The sequence below is a fragment of the Pelagicoccus sp. SDUM812005 genome, from assembly GCF_031127875.1.
Classification (GTDB): Bacteria; Verrucomicrobiota; Verrucomicrobiia; order Opitutales; family Opitutaceae; genus Pelagicoccus.
On the sequence record NZ_JARXIA010000001.1, the window covers coordinates 906,947 to 925,667 of the forward strand.

An 18,721-nucleotide genomic window follows, 5' to 3' on the forward strand; every position below is an offset into this window, starting at 1 on the left:
TTCTCTCTTAATAGTGCGTGCTTGCAGGCCCTTTTCCTTGGACGAAGGGAAGGCTGTTTCGGCTGCGTGGGAAGCGGGCGAGCGATCGAGATGCCGTCGCCTGCGAGGTGCGAAAGGGTAGCAGCGACGGGGCGGAGGCGCGCGATTTGCCTAGGGCGTCGGACGGTTGCTTATTCGTCGGCGAGCTTGTATTCCTCGAGGCGGATGGAGGCGTTGCCGACGGAGGTTTTCACGTCGAAGCGCACGGGGATGCGGCGTTCGTCGGTGGTGATCCAGACGGCCATTTTTCCGCCTTCGCGGAAAACTTTGCTGACGGGAAAGGAGCTGATGGGTTCGAGGCGGAAGCATTCGACCTCGCCGATATCGGTGTCGAGTTCCTCGATTTCCATGACTTGCAGGACGGCGTAGTAGAATTTCCCCTTGGTGCTGACGAAGATGGGATAGGTCCCGCCGACGGCGAGGTCCATGCCGCGGAGCTGGAGGAAGGCGGAGGAGTAGTCGACGGGGCAATCGTAGGGCAGCTCGCGGATGTGGCTGTACTCGGGCTCGAGGATGTCCTCGTAGTTCATGAGGTCGCGTTCGAAGTCGAAGAGGGTGACGGTGGAGCTCTCTTCGGAGCGGACCTTGCCTTTGGTCTCGTTGCGGAGCATGCGCCAATTTTCGGCGTCGAGGAAGGTGGTGGCGACCAGGGTCATCGGGTAGAATTTCCGAATCATGCCGGCGGAGGCGGTTTCGGTTTTTACGATGAGGGCAGGCTGGTCGGGATCGTCGCTTTCCTCGGTGGAGAAGGCGATGCGTCCGGCTTTGCGAAACCAACCCCATTGGGCGCGGTACTCGAAGGATTCGCCGGCCTTGAAGCCGCGTCCACGGACTTCTGCGGAGGGGAATTCGACCTCGGGCCAGTCTAGGTTGTCTTCCTGGCGAAGCTTGGGATCGTCCTCGAAGGCGTCGTTGCCGAATCCGGCGTGGAGGTTTGGGGGAGCTGCGAGCAGGAGCAGGCTGGCGGCTAGGAGGAGCGGGCTGAAATTCTTGAACATGGTTCGGCTGTTGGAGAGACGGATTGTCCGAGGATTTTTGATGCCTGCGGTGTGGGGGAGTTCCACGCTTTCTGCAAGCCTAGTCGCAGGGCTTGGCGGGGAGCCTTAGCCAGGACGGTGATTTGCTCAAGGGGTTGTAGGGGCTTTGGGAGTCCTTGAATACGAGGCCGGCGTTTCCGGCGCGGGCGGCTTGGGCGAGGGCGGCTTCGACTTGGTCGGCTCCGAGCAGCGGCAGGACGGGGGTAATGCGGATCTTCGGGGTGACGGAAAAGGTGTCGAGAAGCTGGCGCCGTTGCTCGAGGGGGCGGTCCAGCAGGTCTTCTCCGGCGAGGGAAAGCAGGTCGAAGAGCCAGAGCATCACGGGAACTTCCTCGCCGAGGAAGAGTTCTTCCGCTTTGCGGTTGAGGCGTTTGTCCAGCTCGGCTCGCGGCAGCGGCTTTTCGTAGCCCCACGGCACGACGACGGCGTCGCAAATGAAGTGTTGGGGAATCTTGCGGGCTTCGTCCACGAACTCGGGAAAGAGGTGGGTGACGCGTTCGCCCTTGCGGTCGTAGAGGTCGACGTGCTCGCGGTCCTTGTGGATCTGGCAGCGGATGCCGTCGTGCTCTTGCTCGGCCCAAAGCGAGAGCCCTTGCTTTTCGATGACCGCTTCGGGGGTAGGCTCCGTTTGTGCGGGCATCGGCAGGATCGGCTGGAAAGGCTGGATGCGGATGCTTGCCAGCTCGTTTCGCGCGGCGGCTTGGGAGACGGAGGCAAGGCAGGCGCTGCGCAGGTAGGCGGCCTCCACGGTGTCGGCGTCGAGCTGGTAGCGGTTTGCGATGGCTTGGCAGAGGAGCGTCGAGTCGAGCCCGCACGGGGAATTGCCGCAGAGGTAGTCGAAGAAGTAGCAGCCTTCGACGGGGGAAAGCTTGCGGAACTGTTCGCTGAGCAGGGACTGCTTGAAGATGGGATTCGGGGCGGAGCTCAGCGTTTTGAGGAAGGAGACGAGCTGCGAAAGCGTACGGCTGGGGTTGGCTGGGTTTTGGTTGAAAAGGACGCGAGCCACTTTTCGGTTGTCGCGAAAATCGTGATACAGGCTCTTGAACTTGGCCTCAGTGGAGCCGGTTGCGAAGATGAGGCTTTGCTTGACGAGTTTGGGCGGCAGTTCGTTGAGGACGGTGGGGCTGGGCCTATCCAGCAAGGAGAGGGCGTGGGCGACGTTGTCGCTGTCGAGCGGGGCCAGGAGGGCGTCCAGGTTTTCTAGCTTCCGTTGCAGGCTGTCGGTTTGGGCGAGCGCTTCGGCGGTTTCCGCGAGCCGCTGGAAGGAGTCGCTGGGAAGGGTTTCGGCGAGTGGCGTGGCTGGAGCGCTGGGCGTGCTCGCTGGGGCGTCGGGAGCGGGGGCGACGGCGTCGATGGCGAGTCCGAGCTGGTTTTCGCGGCCGAGGGCCCAAGCTTGGTAACCCTGTTCCCGGAGGGTGGCGGCGAATTCCTTGGCGAAGCCGTGGACGGTGAATATTTCCTTGGGTTGGACCTTGGCGACGAAGTTCTGCAGGTCGAGGTAGTCGGCGTGGTCGGAGAGTGGGAAGGCTTTGTCGCACTGGTAGCGGTAGGTCGAGGACGGGTCGATGGCCCAGCCTGAGATCATCGCTGTCTTGGCATTATGGATACTCTGGATCCATTCGGATTTCTTGGGGAGGGGCGGCGAGATTATGACCTTGCCGCTCTGGTTGCGGTGGTCGAAGGGGAGGTAGTTGGGGAACTTCCAGCCGAGCTTCTGGCAGGAGCGGGTGAGCTTGTGGGCTGCGGGATGCAGCATGACTTCGAAGCCTTGGTCGGTGAGCGACTTGAGGATGGCCTGGCTTTTGCCGAGGCTATAGCCGAAGAGTACGGGGCTGTGCCCGTTTTCTAGGGTTTCGCGGCAGAAGCGTACGATGTCGGCGTAGACTTCGTTTTCCGGGGGAAAGGTGTATCGAGGAAGTCCATACGTGGTTTCGATTACGAGGGTGTCGGCTGGAACGGGCTGGCAGGGTTCTGCGGATATTCCGGGGGTGAGCTTGAAGTCGCCGGTGTAGAGGAAGCTGCGACCGTCTTTTTCCAGCCAGAGCATGGCCGATCCGATGATGTGGCCTGCGGGGTAGAGGCAGGCTTTGACGCCCGGTTCCAGCTCGAAGGTTTCGCCGAACTCGCGAATGAGCCATTTCCGTTCGCCGGGGAGGCGTTGCTGGATGAGCTTGGCGGTGGGCGGGCTGCAGAGGATGCTCTGGTGCTTGCCCATGTGGTCGAAATGGGCGTGGGAAACGAAGGAGCGGGCGACGGGCTTGCGCGCGTCGAGGTGCCAGTCGAGCTCGGGAAGGTAGAGCCCGTTGCGTTGCTCGATTTGCCAGCCCACGGTGGAAAAGGTGATGCCTGTAGAAGTGGAGGCTAGCCTAGATCCCCTTGCGGTCGAGGCTGAGGCGTCCTGGTCCGATGAATACGAGGCCGAGCAGGGCTAGGGTCATCTGGAGGTGGGCGAGGAAGCTGAGCTGGAAGGAGGAAGCGGCGATGTGGTTGGCGAGGGCGAAACCGACGATCACAGTTAGCAGCAGGGCGGTACCGCGGGTGAACATGCCGATGATGAGAAGGATGCCGCCGAGAAACTGGACGATTCCGGAAGCGAGCCCGGCGTATTCAAAAAAGTTGGCAGGCAGGCTGGCGATTGCGGCGCCTTCTCCGACGTCAGCCCATACGGTTCCGCCTCCGGTGAGGATGGGGTAACCGTGGAAGGCGAGCAAGGCGCCTACTCCGATGCGGAGAAGGAGGACGCCGATAAAGTCGAATTTGCTGAGGCCTGCGAGGGGAGATTTCATTTTTGCGATCGAAAAGGGTCTTTGTTGCGAAGGATAAAAGCAGAGTCGGGCGGGAAGAGCAATGAGGGAGTTTTGCTTGTTCAGTCCTCGGGCTTCTCTTCGAGAATGCGGAGCTCGTGGAGTCGGGCAACGATTTCGGGCGGTAGCAGCGGGAGGATTTCGTTTTCGGTGGTTTGGTACTGGGCTGGGTAGGAGCTGGCAAGGGTTCCGGAGTTGGTCGAGTATCCGTTTTCTCGATCGGCGCGGCGTTCGTACATGATGCGTTTGCGGCCTTGGGGATCTAGCTGGGCCCAGATCTTGTACTGGGCTACTTCGGCGCCGAACTGGTGGAAATGGTTGTCGATTTGTTCTCCGGCGATCCGCTCGAGAGCGTTGAGTTTTTCCGAGCCGAATAAGGTTTCCATCTCCGAATAGAAGTTGTCGAGAATGCTCCCGCCTGTTTCGAGGAAGGGGTGGAGTTGGACGAGAAGGCTGCCGTCTTCTCGACTCGAAGTCTCGGAGTGTTTTATGCGTTCTTCGAGCAGGGCTTGCTTGGTATCGGCGAAGAGTTGATCGAGTCGACGTTTCTGAGCTGGATCGATGTCGAAGAGTTCGGCGGTTTCCTGTTTGATGGTGCCGTCGAAGAAATTTATGACGCGAATGTTCACGTCGACCGATGGGTGTTTTTCGAGCTCGACGAGCACTTCGAGTTTCTCTTCGAGGCTGAGCGGCGGATTGTCGCTGTTGGCGGTTGCGAAGGAGGTGCCGGTTTGGGGTCGCGTCGAGGTGGGCATCGGAGAGGGCGAGGGGCGCGGCGCTGCGTCTGTGGTTGGGGGTAGGTTTTGCGGGGATGGGGCGGAGGGAAGGGTGAGCAGCTTGATCCCGAGCGCGGCGCTGAGGAGGAGCAGGCAGTAGAAGCCGATCGCGTAGAATCGAAGGGAACCGATTTGCATGGGCGGGCAGCGAGTTGAGAGGGGGGCTTTGAGGAGGCTAGGCGTCGGGCAGGGTTCCGGAGGCGATGGCTTTTTCGATGAGCCCTTGGGCGTATTCCCAAAGGGTATCGCTGCCGTCTCCGATCTTATGGTTGATGGCGCGTACTTGGCTGGCAACTACGCCGTGCTTGGACCAGGTGATGCCGCCGGCGAGGTAGTTGAGCAGCATGGGGTGGAGGCGGTCGACGGCTTTGGCGAAGCGCGCCTCCGGGGAGGCTCCGGCTTCGAATTCGTCCCAGGCGGAGCGAAATTCGGTGGCCTGGTCGGGCGGCAGCAGGCCAAAGAGCCGGTCGGCTGCTTTCTGCTCGCGTTCCGCTTGGTCCTGCTTGTGGGCTTCGTCGTAGATGTAGGTGTCGCCGGCGTCGATTTCCACGATGTCGTGCAGGATGACCATGCGTAGGATCTTGAGCAGGTCCAAGTTGGGATCGTTGGCGTGCTCGTAGAGGGTGATGGCCATGAGCGAAAGGTGCCAGGAGTGTTCGGCGTCGTTTTCGCGGCGGGATCGGTCGCTGATGTAGGACTGGCGGAAGATGTTCTTGAGCTTGTCGGCTTCGATGATGAAGGCCATTTGCTGGGCGAGTCGGCTCGAGTGGGAGGACATGTGGGGGAGGAAATGAATTCGAAAGTACCGAAGCAAAGGGAAAAGTAGGGATGCCTAGGAATGGACCTTAGAAACGTTTTGGAGAAATCCTCATGTTTCGCGTAAAGTAATTCAGCTAATATCCGAAGTAGTGCCTAGGGGTTGCTGAGCTGCAACCTCTAGCCGCGGCAAGGAAGTCGCGTGAAGTTCAAGGATTGAGAATGTCTATTTCGCTGTTAACCAACCAATCGGCGACTTTGGCTAGGGACCACCTATCCACAGTCAGCTCGAATCTGCAGCAGAGCCTGGGTCGGCTCTCGAGCGGAAGCCGTATCATGGCTCCGGCGGACGATGCGGGCGGCTTGGCTGTTTCCATGCAGATGGGGGCGGCGATCAAGCGTCAGGCGGCGGCGAGCGGGACTATTTCGAATGCGATGTCGTATTTGCAGACTCAGGACGGGGCTTTGGGAGCCGTGAACGAAATCTTTTCTCGCATCGGCGAGTTGAAGGTCTTGTCGGAGGACGTGACGAAAAACGCTACCGACAAGGAAAACTACGAGACGGAGTTCCAAGCCCTGCAGGAGCAGCTGCAGGCCTTGTCGGTCGAGAAGTTCAATGGACTGTCGCTATTTAATACGGTGTCGCTGGATGTTTCGACGTCGATCGACGGCGAAGGAGCTTCGGTCGAGCTGGCGGCGGTGGATCTGATGGGGATCGGGGCGTCCCTCTTTCCGGACTTTTCGGATCCATTGCTTAACGGGGATGCCTTCAATACGAGCAAGGTAGGCGGAATCGGGGGCGGGGTTTCGATATCGGGCGGAACGATTTCTCTGGACGGAGGGACGGGCGCGATCGTGGCGGCGGAGACCAAGACCAGCTTCTCCGGACCAATGGAGATTAGCTTCGACATCAATCAGAACGGGGTGACGGGGGCGGTGTTCAGCGCCTCGATTGCGGGGACTCAGTTTTATTCCCGAGTGAACGAAACGGGATCGAAGAATGTCAGGATGGAGTACGACGGCGACAATATCGACGTATTCGTCGATGGTGCTTCGACGCCGAGCCAGACCATTTCCGGGGTCGGGACCTTGGATGGGCCTTTGTCTTTGGAGGGGATCGGCGGGGTTTCGGGCTTGCAGCAGGTCAGCAACTTGAGCGTGCGCAGCACGGCTCCGGCGGGCGACGCTTCGGACGTAGCGAATGCCTCGAATCTGGACTCCCTCACCTTGAGCGACGTGAAAGGAGCCATCGAAAGCGTGGCCACTTACCGTTCGCAAAACGGCGCCCAGCAAAGTCGCCTCCAGTACGCCAAGGAACAGCTGGAGGTCAACCGGGCGAACCTTTCGGCGGCGAACAGTCGCATCTTGGATGTCGACGTGGCGACCGAGTCGACCGCCTTGGCCCGTTTCAACATCCTGCAGCAAGCGGGGGCGTCGATGTTGAGCCAGGCGAACCAGAGCCAGCAGGTGGCCTTGAAGCTGATCGGCTAGCGCTTGGTAATCGTGAACTCCGGCAGCCGGATGCGCCAGATGATGGCGGCGAAGCGGGTCAGGGCGATCGCTGCCACGCCGGCGAGGGTAGCGGTTTGGGAAGGGATGCCGAAGTGTTTCAAGCCAAGGTAGAACGCGATGCCGGCTGCGGCTGAGACGGAGTAGATCGGCTCGCTGGAACGGAAGATAAGGGGGATTTCGTTGGCGAGCACGTCCCGTACGATTCCCCCTGCTACGCCGGTTATGACTCCCATGAGCACGACGATGGAGGGGGCCACTTCGGCGCTTTCCGCGATCTTGGCTCCGAGGATGGAAAACATGGCGAGCCCGATCGCGTCCGCGTAGAGCAAGGCATTGGTCGGCGGCTTGAGGAAGCGGACGTAGATGATGGTGAAGGCCGTGGCGCCGACCACGACCCAAAGGTAAGCGGTATCGGCGATCCAAAAGACGGATTCGCGGCGCAGGAGGACGTCTCGGATGCTGCCGCCTCCGAGCCCGGTCGCGGCTGCGAGGCACAGCACGCCGATCCAGTCGGAGCCCTTGCGATCGGCGGCGAGGGCGCCGCTGATGGCGAACACGGCTACGCCGATGAGGCCTAGGTAGTAGGTCAGGCTGTGGCTGAGGTGGGAGGCGGCTAGGAGCTCCGCAAGCATCGCTTTCTAGTACTGGCGGCGGAGGTTGCTGGGCAGGATGCCGAGCTCCTCGCGGTATTTAGCCACGGTACGACGGGCGATCTTGAGGTCCTTTTCCTGGAGTCGGGTTACGATTTCCTGGTCGCTCAAAGGCTTGGAGCTGTCCTCGGCAGCGATGAGCTGCTGGATCATGTCCTTGACGCTGGTGTTCGAAATGGATTCCCCGTCGGAGCCTTTGTAGCCCGGAGTGAAGAAGAATTTCATTTCGAAGATGCCGTGCGGCGTTTGCATGTACTTGTTGGCGAGGGCGCGCGAGACGGTGGTTTCGTGAACTCCTACGATTTCCGCCACTTGGGTCATGGTGCAGGGGCGGAGCTTGGAGACGCCTTCGTCGAAAAAGTCTTTCTGCAGCTTGATGATCTCGTTGGCAATGCGCTCGATGGTTTGCTGGCGCTGCTCGATGGAGCTCATGAGGAACTTGCCGGAGCGGATTTTTTCCTGGATGTATTCCTTTTCCTGCTTCGAGACGCTGCCCTTGGCGATCATCTCCTTGTAGGTGGGACTGATGCGCAGGCGGGGAATGTAGTCGGAATTGAGGGTGACCTTCCACTTGTCCTCGTCCCATTCGACGATGACGTCCGGCATGATGGAGCGGTTGGTGTCGTCGGCGAAGCGGCGCCCCGGAGCGGGGTCGAGCTGGGCGATTTCCTCGATCGCTTCCTGCACCTCCTCGACGTCGATGCCCATGCGGCGGGCGATGTCGGGGATGCGGCGGCGCGAGAGCAGCTTGAAGTGGTCGCGAATGATTTCGGCGGCGATGGAGCGTCCGCGGAACTTGGCCTTGAGCTGCATGAGCAGGCAGTCTTGCACGTCGAAGGCGCCGATGCCGGTGGGCTCGAAGGTTCTCAGGATGTTGTGGGCCTCCTGCATTTCGCCGAGGGAGAGCCCGGAGAGCAGGGCCAGGTCGGAAAGGGAGGTCGAGAGGAAGCCGCTGTTGTCGATGCTGCCGACCAGGTATTCGATGGCTTCGCGCTGGTTTGGCTCGAGGTCTGCGAGGGAGGCCTGGTCGAGCAGGTGTTCCTGTAGTGAAGTCTCGGATACTAGGGAGTTGAAGAAGTGCTCCCGCTTTTCGGCGTCCTCGCTGGTGTAGTTTTGAGCGCCGCCGACTTGGGACATGTAGTCGCGCCAGTCTTCGTCGAGCTTGTTGAGGATCTCGAAGTTTTCGCCGAACTCCAGCTCCTCGCTCTGGGAGTGCTCGTCCTTGGGATCGTTGGATTCGGAGTCGTTGGAGGAAGGCTCGTCCAAGCTCGGAGTGTCCATGGACATCTCCTCGAGGGAGGGATTGGTCTGGAGCTCCTCCAGGATGGTGGTGCGCAGATCCATCTGCGCGACCTGCAGGATCTTGAGCGACTGGCGAAGCTGGGGCGCGAGTACGAGGGATTGAGTTTGTTTCTGTCTTAACTCTTGGTTGAAACCTTGCGCGGCCATGTGTTGGATTGGTGCTTTTAAGAAAGGGTTAGATCGGATTCGTTCGAGATGGCTCGCTTAGCCAGAACGTCTCGAACGGAAGGGAGTGAAAGAGTTTTTTTTAGCAAATGCAAGCCGCTTGAGCTGGTTGAGCACGATTTATGCTAGAGAATCTCTCGTGAAAGGCTTCCTCAGCGTCTCGCGTGGTTGACAGCGGGCTGGTTGTGGCTAGAGGATCGCAGCATGATCACATTAACACCAAGAGCTGCGGCAAAGGTTCAGGAGCTTCAGGAGGACGCTGGCGAAGGTAAGCTGTTGCGCGTCTTCGTGGAGTCGGGAGGCTGTTCGGGCTTCCAGTACGGGATGTCGTTCGACGAGCAGAAAGCGGACGACAAGGTGCTGGAGAGCGAAGGGGTGCGTTTCCTCACGGACGAGGCCAGCCTTGCTTACATGGAAGGCAGCAAGATCGACTTCGACGATGGCCTGCAAGGCAAGGGCTTCGACATCCAGAACCCGAATGCGGAAAGCACTTGCGGTTGCGGCAAGTCCTTCAGCTAAGCTTTCGAAGCTCGATAGTATTGATGCAAGCGCGGCTCGAGGAGTCGCGCTTTTTTGTGGGCTCTTCGTTCGGCGGGCGCTGGGGAGTCTAGAGCGGCGACTGGCGGGGCGGGGTCGGAGCGTGTTTCTTTTTGCAGTATCTCGGCGCTGCGGCGTGGTGCAAGCTGCAGCGAGTCGCGAGGGGAGGTCCTCGGCCACAGGTCGGGCGCTTCGTCCTTGCCTTGGAAAAGAGGGCCAAACTAGATACGCGCATGTCAGACGCAAAGCGTACTCCTCTCTACGATTTTAACGTCGCTCACGGTGGGCGCATGGTAGACTTCGCCGGTTGGGAAATGCCGGTTCAGTACACGAGTATCGTGGACGAGCACAAGGCGACCCGCGCCGCAGCGGGCCTCTTCGACGTGAGTCATATGGGCGAAGCTACGGTGGAGGGCGCTGGAGCGGAAGCCTTCCTGAACTACGTGCTGACGAACGACGTATCCGGAATGGATGACGGCAAGGCTCTCTACAGCTTGATGTGCCGTCCGGACGGAGGAGTGGTGGACGACTTGCTGGTCTATCGCAAGGCGGCGGGCTCGTACTTGCTTTGCTTGAATGCGTCCAATGTGGACAAGGACCTGGCCTGGCTTGCCAAGGAGGCGGCGGCCTTCGATGTGAACTTGGAGGACGTTTCCGATTCCTTCGGGTTGATCGCCCTGCAAGGCCCCAAGGCTTTCGAAATCCTGGCCGAGCTCAGCGCGGCGGACCTTTCGGGCTTGGGTTACTATCGTTTCGTGGAAGGCGAAGTCGCGGGCGTGCCCTGCCTCGTGAGCCGCACCGGCTATACCGGAGAAGTGGGAGTGGAGCTTTTCGTGCCCGCGGATCGCACGGCTGAGTTGGCGGAAGCCTTGCTCGCGGTGGGGACTCCCAAGGGGCTCATGCTGGCGGGCTTGGGAGCTCGCGACAGTCTTCGCCTAGAGGCTGGGTATTCACTTTATGGGCACGAGATCGACGATGCCGTAGGACCGGTCGAGGCGAATTTGATGTGGACGGTTAGCCTGAAGAAGGAGGGCGACTTCATCGGCAAGGCGGCGATATTGGCCAAGAAGGCGGCGGGGCCGGACAGGAAAGTTATCTTTTTCAAGACGGGCGGGCGTCGCATCGCGCGCCCCGGCACGGATATCGTGGCGGGTGGAGAGAAAGTGGGTACGGTGGTGTCCGGCACCTTTTCGCCCATTCTGAACGAGGCGATCGGTTCCGCTCTGGTCAAGGCAGCGGTGGCGAAGTCGGACGAGCTGGCGGTCGACCTACGAGGCAAGGCTTACCCGATCGAACGGACCCGTCCGCCGTTTCTGCCTTTGAATCCGCAAGCCTGATTTCTTGGATTTGGAACTTGTCGGCGGGCAAGTCGCTGTCGATGATTCGCGAATCCGATCCCTTTTTCCTCTAATCAATATAGCAAGACCTTCGATCCGAAAATGAGTATCCCTGCAGACCTGAAGTATACTAAAGACCATGAATGGCTAAAGCTCCTCGACGGGGATGAGGCGATTATCGGCATCACCGATTTCGCTCAGAACAGCTTGGGCGATATCACCTTCGTGGAAGTTCCGGAAGTGGGAGACAGTTTCGATGCGGGCGAAAGTTTTGGGGTGGTGGAGTCCGTGAAGGCGGCTTCGGACCTGTACATGCCGGTCGATGCGGAGGTTTTGGAGGTGAACGAGGCTCTGGAAGATTCGCCGGAAAGCGTGAACTCGTCCCCGTACGAAGACGGCTGGATCATGAAGATCAAGGTCAAGGATGCCGCTTCCCTCGAGGCGTTGCTCGACGCTGCGGCCTACGAGGAGATCGCGAAGGACTAGTTGCGCGAGAATTGAATTTATGGAAAAGCCCGAGGCGATGCGCCTCGGGCTTTTTTGGGGTGATGAACCGAAAAGAAAAACGGTCCCGCTTGGAGCTGGGACCGTAGGAGATTCGTAGGCGGCCGTATTTGGTTCGCTAGAAAAGGGGGCTGAACCCGAGCCGCACCTTCTTTCGCAGCACGACGCATTCCGCTTCGATCTGGGTGTCGGTAGCGAAGACGCGCTTCTTGAGGGAGTTGTCGCGGCTTCCTTGGCATAGGAGGCGGGCGATGCTTTCCTCTTCGACTTTGGCCCGGGATTCGCCGGAAGAACTTCCGCGGAAGAAGAAGCGGAAACACAAGCCATGCGAGTGGGGAGCGGCGTCGATCTTGAGCTCGTCGAGCTTGCGGCAGTAGCTGGCGATCAGGCTCAAGTCGTCTGCGAACTCGACCAGCTTGAGCGGCGCCGTTTCGTCGAGGTTGGCCTTGGCGCTGCTCTGGTCGATGCGGTTGCAGAAGCCGTAGGAGAGACCGATGGCTGGCAAACGTTCGGCAGCCCAAGACTTGAGAGCTTGGGCGCTGTCGAGGCTGGCGATTCGGGTAGCGTTGGCGTAGCGTTCGTGCTCGTCCAGAAAAAGCTCCAGCGTCCGATCGAGGGATTCCGGGGCTTCGATTGAGAGTCGATCGGCGAGTCCACGCAAGACTCGGCCGAGCGGCACTGAGTCCAGCTTAGGGCTGGATGAGGTTAGGGAGGCAAAGCCTCCTGGTTTCGGTAGATCGACTATCATTGGATGTTCGTTGGGTTGGAAGCGACTACTTGTCGCGGAGCTTGCCTTCGGCGTATCCGTTTTGGGAGGGATCCGTTGCTTCGAAGGGGCCGGTCTTCCTTGTATCGACATTTGCAGGACGGAATCTGCGTTCTCACGTTTTTAAAAAAGAGTGAATCGAGGTGTCATAGGGGAGGAATGGGGGACGGTGCTACCCCTGGCTCGGGGAAAGGCTCCCCTTCGCTGGGAGCCGCGGCGGCGATTCTGCGGAAAGCGCTCATGGGCGCTGGGCCGGGCGCCTAAGAGCGGTGGAGGCTTGGGGAAGGCTGCCTCGGGGGAAGGCGAGCGTGAGGGCGGTTTTGTGACGGACAGGGGAGGAATGTGACGGAGCGAAGGCGGAAAGGTTAAGAAACGGCGCCGCTGCGGGAGCTCGATTGACAGCCATGTGACGGCCTCACAGCTCCTGAGTTTTCCTGTCTTAGCTCAAACTACTACAAACATGAGAATATCATCATTGTCACTTCTGGGAGGCGCCTGTCGTCTCTTTGCGATCCTATTTATAGGCGCTACCGTCGCTTACTCTCAGAGCGCGAAGATCGTTGGCCGCGTGACCGACGAGTTCGTCGATCTCGCTTTGGGCGGCGCCTTGGTCCAGGTTTTGAATACCGACGCGAAGGCTTATACGGACGACCAGGGAAACTTCGTGCTTACGAACGTCCCTGCCGGCAAGAAGATGCTGCGCGTCTCGTATCTCGGATACGATGCGAGCGAGAAGTACGTCGAGGTTCCGACGACTGGAACGATCCGGGCGGACGTAAAGTTCGCTAGCGACGTGGTCGAAATGGATTCGTTTCGCGTGCAAGGAACCTTGGTCGGTTCGGCCCGCGCTTTGAACCGCCAGAGAGCGGCCGACTCCTTGAGCAACATCGTAGCTTCGGACGAGATCGGCAACTTTCCCGACCAGAACGCGGCGGAGTCCATGCAGCGCATCCCAGGCGTTGCCCTCTATCGCGACCAAGGCGAGGGACGCTATGTGGTTCTGCGCGGATTGAACTACACGTTCACTTCGGTCGAGCTCGATGGGGCGGCCTTTGCGGGGGCGGACCTAGGCGAGAGGGCGACTGCTTTGGACGTTGTTTCCTCGGACATGCTTTCTTCGATCGAAGTGACCAAGGTTCCGACTCCGGACATGGATGCCGAGGGCATCGCCGGCAAGGTGAACATCAAGACGAAGAGCGCTTTCGATGGCGACGTTTTTGGGGCTCAGGTCGGACTGCAGATGACCTATTCCGACATCACGGGAGACTGGAGCCACAAGTTCAATGGCGAGAGCTCTTGGATCTCCGAGGACGGCAAGTGGGGCTTCCTGGTAGCTCCCTCTTTGCAGACGCGCGAGTATGGATCCCACAACTACGAAGTAGCGGACGCGTGGGACGTGGACGAGGACACCGGTTTCTACACGCCTGCTGAGGTTCAGTTTCGCGAATACGAAATCAAGCGCGAGCGCAAGGGGCTGACCGCTTCGATCGAGTCGCGTCCGAACGACGAAACGAAGGTGTATCTAAGAACCAGCTACAGCAATTTCAAGGATACTGAAAATCGCTACCGTACCATTATTCCTTTCGAAGACGGGGAACTCACGGCGCTGGCCGAAGGTTCCGGTACCGTTGAAAACGTAGAAGGGCTTTCGCGCCGCCTTCGCCAACGCGAAAAGGACCAAGAAGTTTTTGGGGCCATCGTCGGCTTCGAAAAGCTGATCGACAGCTGGACCGTTGACGGCTTCGCCGGACTTTCGAAGGGCGAGGAAACGCGTCCCAACGAAACCTCTACTCAGTTCGAGCGCGGAGAAGGCGATGTGAGCTTCGGCTACAGCTTTACCAATCCATACGACTTCACCGTTACCCAGGTCGCGGGTCCGAGCATCTTGGAAGCGGCCACCTACGACGAGTTCGACAAGATCGAGCTCACGAACGAGTCGGGCGAGGAGGATTCCTTGGACCTCGCTCTCAATGCTCGCTACGACTTTGCCGGCGACGCTCAGTCTTACCTTAAGTTCGGCGTGCGTTTGCGTACGAAGGAGAAGAGCAGCGAAGCGGAGCTGATCGAGTTCGACGGCGGACCGGATTCCTTTACCTTCGCCAATCTTGCCGGCAGCGTAACGGACTATCCTTTCTTGAAGGCCCCTCGTATCGATCCGGCCAAGGTGAACGACGCTTTCTTCGGCAACCAATCCTCCTTCGATTCCGAGCGAGTAATCGAGGACAGCACCATGGACGACTGGAATTCCGAAGAAGACGTGCTGGCGGTATACGGCATGGCTGGCTGGTCGGTCGGCAAATCCAGCTTCATCGCGGGAGCGCGTTTCGAGCAAACCGATTTCAAGACCCGTGGCTACGAGTTCCTGGAGGACTCGGAATCCGTTTCCCAAATCACGGCTAGCAACGACTACGACAACTTCCTCCCCAGCTTCCAGTATCGCTACGACGCCACTGATAATATTGTCTACCGCGCTTCTTGGTCGAACTCCTTGGCTCGTCCTAGCTTTGGGGATACGGCATACCGCAGTTTCATCAACGACGACGGGGATGAAATGGAGATTGGAAATCCGAACCTGAAGACCTTGGAGTCCACCAATTGGGACGCTTCGGTCGAGTACTACCTGCCATCTCTCGGCATGGTTTCCGCAGCGGTTTTCTACAAGGATATCGAAAACTTCTCTTTCGAGCAAAGCTACGAGCGTGACGAAAATCCGGAAATGTTTAGCGCGATCTTGGGCGACAATCCCGCCTTCGACGGTATCGAGGAAATAACTACGTTCAGCAACGGCAGCGCGGGCGAGATCAAGGGGCTTGAGTTGGCCTACCAGCAGCAGCTCGGTTTCCTTGGGGATGCCTTCGAGGCCTTTGGCTTGATGGCGAACGTGACCTTCTTGGACAGCGAGGCGATCTATCCGACTCGCGAGGACGAAAACGTACCCTTCGTCGGCCAGTCCGACACGGTGGGTAACTTGGCTTTCACCTACGAGCAGGGCGAGTTCTTCGGCCGCGTGGCTATGAACTGGCGCAGCGAGCGCTTGCGTGAAGACGAAGCGATCGGTGGCGACATCTACGAAGACCTTTACGTCGACGATTTCAGCCAGATCGACCTGACCTTCCGCTATCGGGCGACGGAAAACTGGACCTTCTACACGGAAGTCCTAAACGTCACGGACGAGCCTTTCCGCGTGTTCCTCAAGTCGCCGAACGGCGCGCCGGAGCGTAACGGACAAGTCGAAGAGTACGGCTGGAGCTCCAACATCGGTTTCCGCTGGCACTACTAGAGCTATCGATTCAGCTCGACCCGTTTAAGCTTTAATCGCCGCCGGCCGCTTCGCATGCGGTCGGCGGCCCTTTGTCTTTTTCTATAGATTCATGAAGAATATTATCGGTATATGCATCTGTCTCTGCGCCCTCTCGGCGAGCGAGGCGGAAGTTAACAAGATCGTCGTCAAGGAGACGTTTTTCACGACGGACCAATCGCGGGAGAACATCGACTCTCCCGCCGTTTGGCACGCTCCCGACGGCAGGAACCTGCTTTTCGCGACCAGCAAGGCGGGGCACTCCGTGAACGTGTTCGACGCGGAAAACGGAGCCATGCTCAGCCGTCTAGGCGGATTGGGCTCCGAGCTCGGCCAGTTCAATCGACCGAACGGAGTTTGGGTGGTGGACGACTACATGCTGGTGGTCGAGCGCGACAACCGCCGCGTGCAGGTGGTGTACCTGCCGACGATGGTAGGGATCGCCACCTTCGGCGAAGAGGAGCTCGGAAAGCCCTACGGCCTCTACGTTCGCCCGCTTGGCGGAGGCGAGTACGCAGTGTATGTGGCTGACAACTACGAGACGGCGGAAGAGGAAATCCCTGCCGACAAGGACCTGAACCGCCGCATAAACCGCTACTTGCTGGAAACGGCAGGCTCCACCGCGGATGCGGAATGGGAGGCCGCTTTTGGAGCCACCTCTGGGGCAGGCCGCTTGTACGTGGTCGAATCGATCTACGGCGACCCGATCCATAACCGCCTCCTCGTGGCCGAGGAGCTGGAGGACGACAAGAAAGGCCGCCAGGTGAAAGTCTACGATTTGGAGGGTAGATTCACGGGAAAGACCTTCGGGCAGGGCGTTTTTAAGCACCAAGTCGAAGGGATCGCCCTGTACGAGGTGACCGATAAGTCGGGTTACTGGATCGTGACGGATCAAGGGAAGATCGAGAACTGGTACCATGTTTTCGATCGCGAGAGCCTGGAGTTTCTCGGTTCCTTCTCCGGGGAGCGGACCTTGAATACGGATGGCATTTGGCTGAGCCAGAAGCCGTTGCCTCGTTATCCGCATGGCGTTTTCTACGCTTGCGACAACGATCGCGCGATCTCGGCCTTCGACCTCGGAGAGATCATTCGTGGCCTAGGTTTGAAAACGCGAGACTAGGCCAGGCCCAGCAGCGCTTTTACGGAGACCGTATCCCCTGCGAGGATACGGTCTCTTGTCGTTCCAGCCGAGCAGCAAGGGTGCCTTATAGGATTCCATTACGGGAAAAGCCTTTACAAGGCATGGCATCTGCTAGTCTATTTCGCTCTCGAACAAGCGCAGGGTCACGGCCTTGCTGTTCCTCCTCCCCACAACTTCTTATCCCCACATATATGGCAGAATCCCGATCCGAAAAGGCGAGTAACGATACCGCCTTGAGGTTTTACCGCGACGTGCTCGGTCTCGAGCGACTTCACTACGGAATTTGGAACGACGACGACGAGTTGACGTTCGAGGCGCTCAAAGAAGCGCAGGAACGCTACGAGAACTACTTGCTCGATAGCATTCCTGAGGGGAGTTCCACGATTTTGGACGTAGGCTGCGGAACGGGAGAGATGTGCGTAAACCTGCAAAAGCGCGGCTACGAGGTGGAAGGGCTTTCACCGGACCGCAACCAGAAGCGCTACTTCGCGGAGAAGCTGAAGGTACCGTTTCACCACTACAAGTTCGAGGACTTCCAACCGGAAGCCGGCAAGTACGACTGCATTATTATGAGCGAATCGTGCCAGTACATCCCGGTGAACCGCGTATTCGAAAACGCGGGCGTGGCCCTCAAGCCCGGCGGCCACCTGATGGTGTGCGACTATTTCGTGGTCGACCACGAAGCGGGAATCCTCTCCAAGAGCGGGCACGATCGGGCGACTTTCCTGAAGGCGGCGGAAGACAATGGCTATACGATCGTGCAGCAGCGCGACATCACCCACGAGGCAGCCAAGACCCTGGACATGGGCAAGCTGATTGCGGATCGGATCCTGATGGCGGTGGACATGTTTACGGAGCGCTTTCGGGAGAAGCACAGCTTTTGCTACAAGTGCGTGAAGTGGCTCGGTCGCAAGAAGATCAAGAAGATGGAGGATCAGTTGCCGCTTCTCGATTCCAAGCGCTTCAGCGAAGTGAAGCGTTACGAGTTTTACCTCTTCGAAAAGGCGTAGTCCGATTTGAGATCGGGAAGAAGGCGGCTAGGATAGGGGTATGATTATCCCGAAGACGCCGAAGCTAAGCGATGCCCAGTTAAAGGAAATCCTCTCCATCGTGAAGGATTTCGATTGTACGATCCATGTCATAGAAGGGGCGGGGCAAAACGTGTATGCGATTGTTGGAGACGAGCGCCACGAGCTCATGATCAATCGTCTGGAAGGGTTGGCTTACGTCGACCGGGTGGATACGATCCAGTCGCCGCACAAGTTGCTCGATATCCGCTCCGGTTTGAACCACCACCGCGTGGTGTTCGGCGGGGTGGAGCTAGGCAAGGAGCTGCTCTTCATCGGCGGGCATTGTACGGTCGATCCGAAGGAGCCGAACAAGTTTTACGAGACGGCGGACGCCCTGAAGGAAGCGGGCGTGCAGGCCTTGCGGGGCGGTGTTTGGAAGCCGCGTACCAATCCGTATTCGTATCAAGGAGACGTGAAGGCTCTCGATATCTTGATGGAAGCGTCGCGGCGGACGGGGCTGCCGGTCAACGCGGAGGTGATGGACGAGGAGCAGCTTCGCATCGCGGTGGACGCCGGGGTTCATATGCTGCAGGTGGGTACGCGCAACGCTTTGAACTATTCGCTGCTGCGGCAGATTGGCAAGGCGATTGCCGGTCGCGATACGGTGGTGCTGCTCAAGCGCGGTCGGCACATCGGGGCAATCAATGAGTTCATTTCTGCGGCCGAGTACATCGTGACCTTTGGCAATCCCAACGTGATCCTCTGTCCGCGCGGGACCCTGCCGGGCATGGAAGGCTACCGGAACCATCCGGACGAGTGCATCACTCCGCTGCTCAAGGAGAAGACCTGGGCGCCGGTGGTTGTCGACCCCTCGCACTCGGTCGGGAAGTCGACCTATGTGGAAGCGTGCAGCATGGCAGCGGTAGCCTACGGGGCGGACGGGCTTTGCATCGAGTCGAACATCGATCCGCTAGGCGGATTGGGCGACGACCCGAAGCAAGCTATCACGCCGGAAGCCTTCAAGCGCTTGGTCAAGAAATGCCGCGCGATCTGGGACCTGCGGCACGCTTGAGGAAGTCCTGCAGCG

General features: G+C 59.2%; 16 protein-coding genes. 8 read left to right on the top strand and 8 right to left on the bottom strand.

Annotated elements, in window-relative coordinates; all coding sequences use genetic code 11:
* Positions 1-170: 170 nt before the first annotated feature.
* The 5 genes from QEH57_RS03285 to QEH57_RS03305 form a co-directional block, all read right to left on the bottom strand.
* Positions 171-1,037, bottom strand: coding sequence for a DUF3108 domain-containing protein (locus QEH57_RS03285; RefSeq protein WP_309005249.1), 867 nt, complete (start codon positions 1,035-1,037; stop codon positions 171-173).
* 79 nt (positions 1,038-1,116) lie between these two features.
* Positions 1,117-3,405 carry an MBL fold metallo-hydrolase RNA specificity domain-containing protein gene (locus QEH57_RS03290; protein WP_309005250.1) on the bottom strand — a complete coding sequence of 763 codons (2,289 nt, stop codon included), beginning with the start codon at positions 3,403-3,405 and terminating at the stop codon, positions 1,117-1,119.
* Positions 3,406-3,442: 37 nt separating this feature from the next.
* Positions 3,443-3,862 (bottom strand): DoxX family protein, encoded by a 420-nt coding sequence (locus QEH57_RS03295; protein ID WP_309005251.1) that lies wholly within the window; start codon positions 3,860-3,862, stop codon positions 3,443-3,445.
* Between the two features lie 80 nt (positions 3,863-3,942).
* Complete coding sequence (locus QEH57_RS03300; RefSeq protein ID WP_309005252.1) at positions 3,943-4,794, bottom strand: hypothetical protein; 852 nt, start codon at positions 4,792-4,794, stop codon at positions 3,943-3,945.
* Between the two features lie 37 nt (positions 4,795-4,831).
* Positions 4,832-5,434: an HD domain-containing protein gene (locus QEH57_RS03305; RefSeq protein WP_309005253.1), complete on the bottom strand. Its 603-nt coding sequence runs from the start codon at positions 5,432-5,434 to the stop codon at positions 4,832-4,834.
* 200 nt (positions 5,435-5,634) lie between these two features.
* Here QEH57_RS03305 and QEH57_RS03310 point away from each other — a divergent pair, with 200 nt between their 5' ends.
* Entirely contained in the window at positions 5,635-6,903 is a 1,269-nt protein-coding gene (locus QEH57_RS03310) for a flagellin (protein WP_309005254.1), read from the top strand.
* Here QEH57_RS03310 and QEH57_RS03315 read toward each other — a convergent pair.
* Positions 6,900-7,556 (bottom strand): trimeric intracellular cation channel family protein, encoded by a 657-nt coding sequence (locus QEH57_RS03315; protein WP_309005255.1) that lies wholly within the window; start codon positions 7,554-7,556, stop codon positions 6,900-6,902. The two genes, QEH57_RS03310 and QEH57_RS03315, sit on opposite strands and share 4 nt — an antisense overlap.
* 6 nt (positions 7,557-7,562) lie before the next feature.
* Entirely contained in the window at positions 7,563-9,023 is a 1,461-nt protein-coding gene (rpoN, locus tag QEH57_RS03320) for an RNA polymerase factor sigma-54 (RefSeq protein ID WP_309005256.1), read from the bottom strand.
* A gap of 222 nt (positions 9,024-9,245) precedes the next feature.
* On the opposite strand from rpoN, the gene erpA reads away from it, so the two are divergent.
* The 3 genes from erpA (at position 9,246) to gcvH (ending at position 11,401) form a co-directional block, all read left to right on the top strand.
* Entirely contained in the window at positions 9,246-9,560 is a 315-nt protein-coding gene (erpA, locus tag QEH57_RS03325) for an iron-sulfur cluster insertion protein ErpA (protein WP_309005257.1), read from the top strand.
* A 251-nt stretch (positions 9,561-9,811) separates the two neighbouring features.
* Positions 9,812-10,915 (top strand): glycine cleavage system aminomethyltransferase GcvT, encoded by a 1,104-nt coding sequence (gene gcvT / locus QEH57_RS03330; RefSeq protein WP_309005258.1) that lies wholly within the window; start codon positions 9,812-9,814, stop codon positions 10,913-10,915.
* 102 nt (positions 10,916-11,017) lie between these two features.
* A complete protein-coding gene (gene gcvH / locus QEH57_RS03335; RefSeq protein ID WP_309005259.1) occupies positions 11,018-11,401 on the top strand; it encodes a glycine cleavage system protein GcvH in 384 nt (127 codons plus the stop codon).
* A 136-nt stretch (positions 11,402-11,537) separates the two neighbouring features.
* Here the strand turns inward: gcvH and QEH57_RS03340 are convergent, their stop codons facing one another.
* Positions 11,538-12,167 (bottom strand): hypothetical protein, encoded by a 630-nt coding sequence (locus QEH57_RS03340; RefSeq protein ID WP_309005260.1) that lies wholly within the window; start codon positions 12,165-12,167, stop codon positions 11,538-11,540.
* A gap of 478 nt (positions 12,168-12,645) precedes the next feature.
* Between QEH57_RS03340 and QEH57_RS03345 the strand changes: the two genes are divergently transcribed.
* The 4 genes from QEH57_RS03345 (at position 12,646) to QEH57_RS03360 (ending at position 18,706) form a co-directional block, all read left to right on the top strand.
* Complete coding sequence (locus tag QEH57_RS03345) at positions 12,646-15,465, top strand: TonB-dependent receptor (protein ID WP_309005261.1); 2,820 nt, start codon at positions 12,646-12,648, stop codon at positions 15,463-15,465.
* Between the two features lie 91 nt (positions 15,466-15,556).
* Positions 15,557-16,603 (top strand): phytase, encoded by a 1,047-nt coding sequence (locus tag QEH57_RS03350; RefSeq protein WP_309005262.1) that lies wholly within the window; start codon positions 15,557-15,559, stop codon positions 16,601-16,603.
* A 212-nt stretch (positions 16,604-16,815) separates the two neighbouring features.
* Complete coding sequence (locus tag QEH57_RS03355; RefSeq protein ID WP_309005263.1) at positions 16,816-17,634, top strand: class I SAM-dependent methyltransferase; 819 nt, start codon at positions 16,816-16,818, stop codon at positions 17,632-17,634.
* A gap of 40 nt (positions 17,635-17,674) precedes the next feature.
* On the top strand, positions 17,675-18,706 hold the full coding sequence (locus QEH57_RS03360; protein ID WP_309005264.1) for a hypothetical protein: 1,032 nt from the start codon (positions 17,675-17,677) through the stop codon (positions 18,704-18,706).
* Positions 18,707-18,721 lie beyond the last annotated feature (15 nt).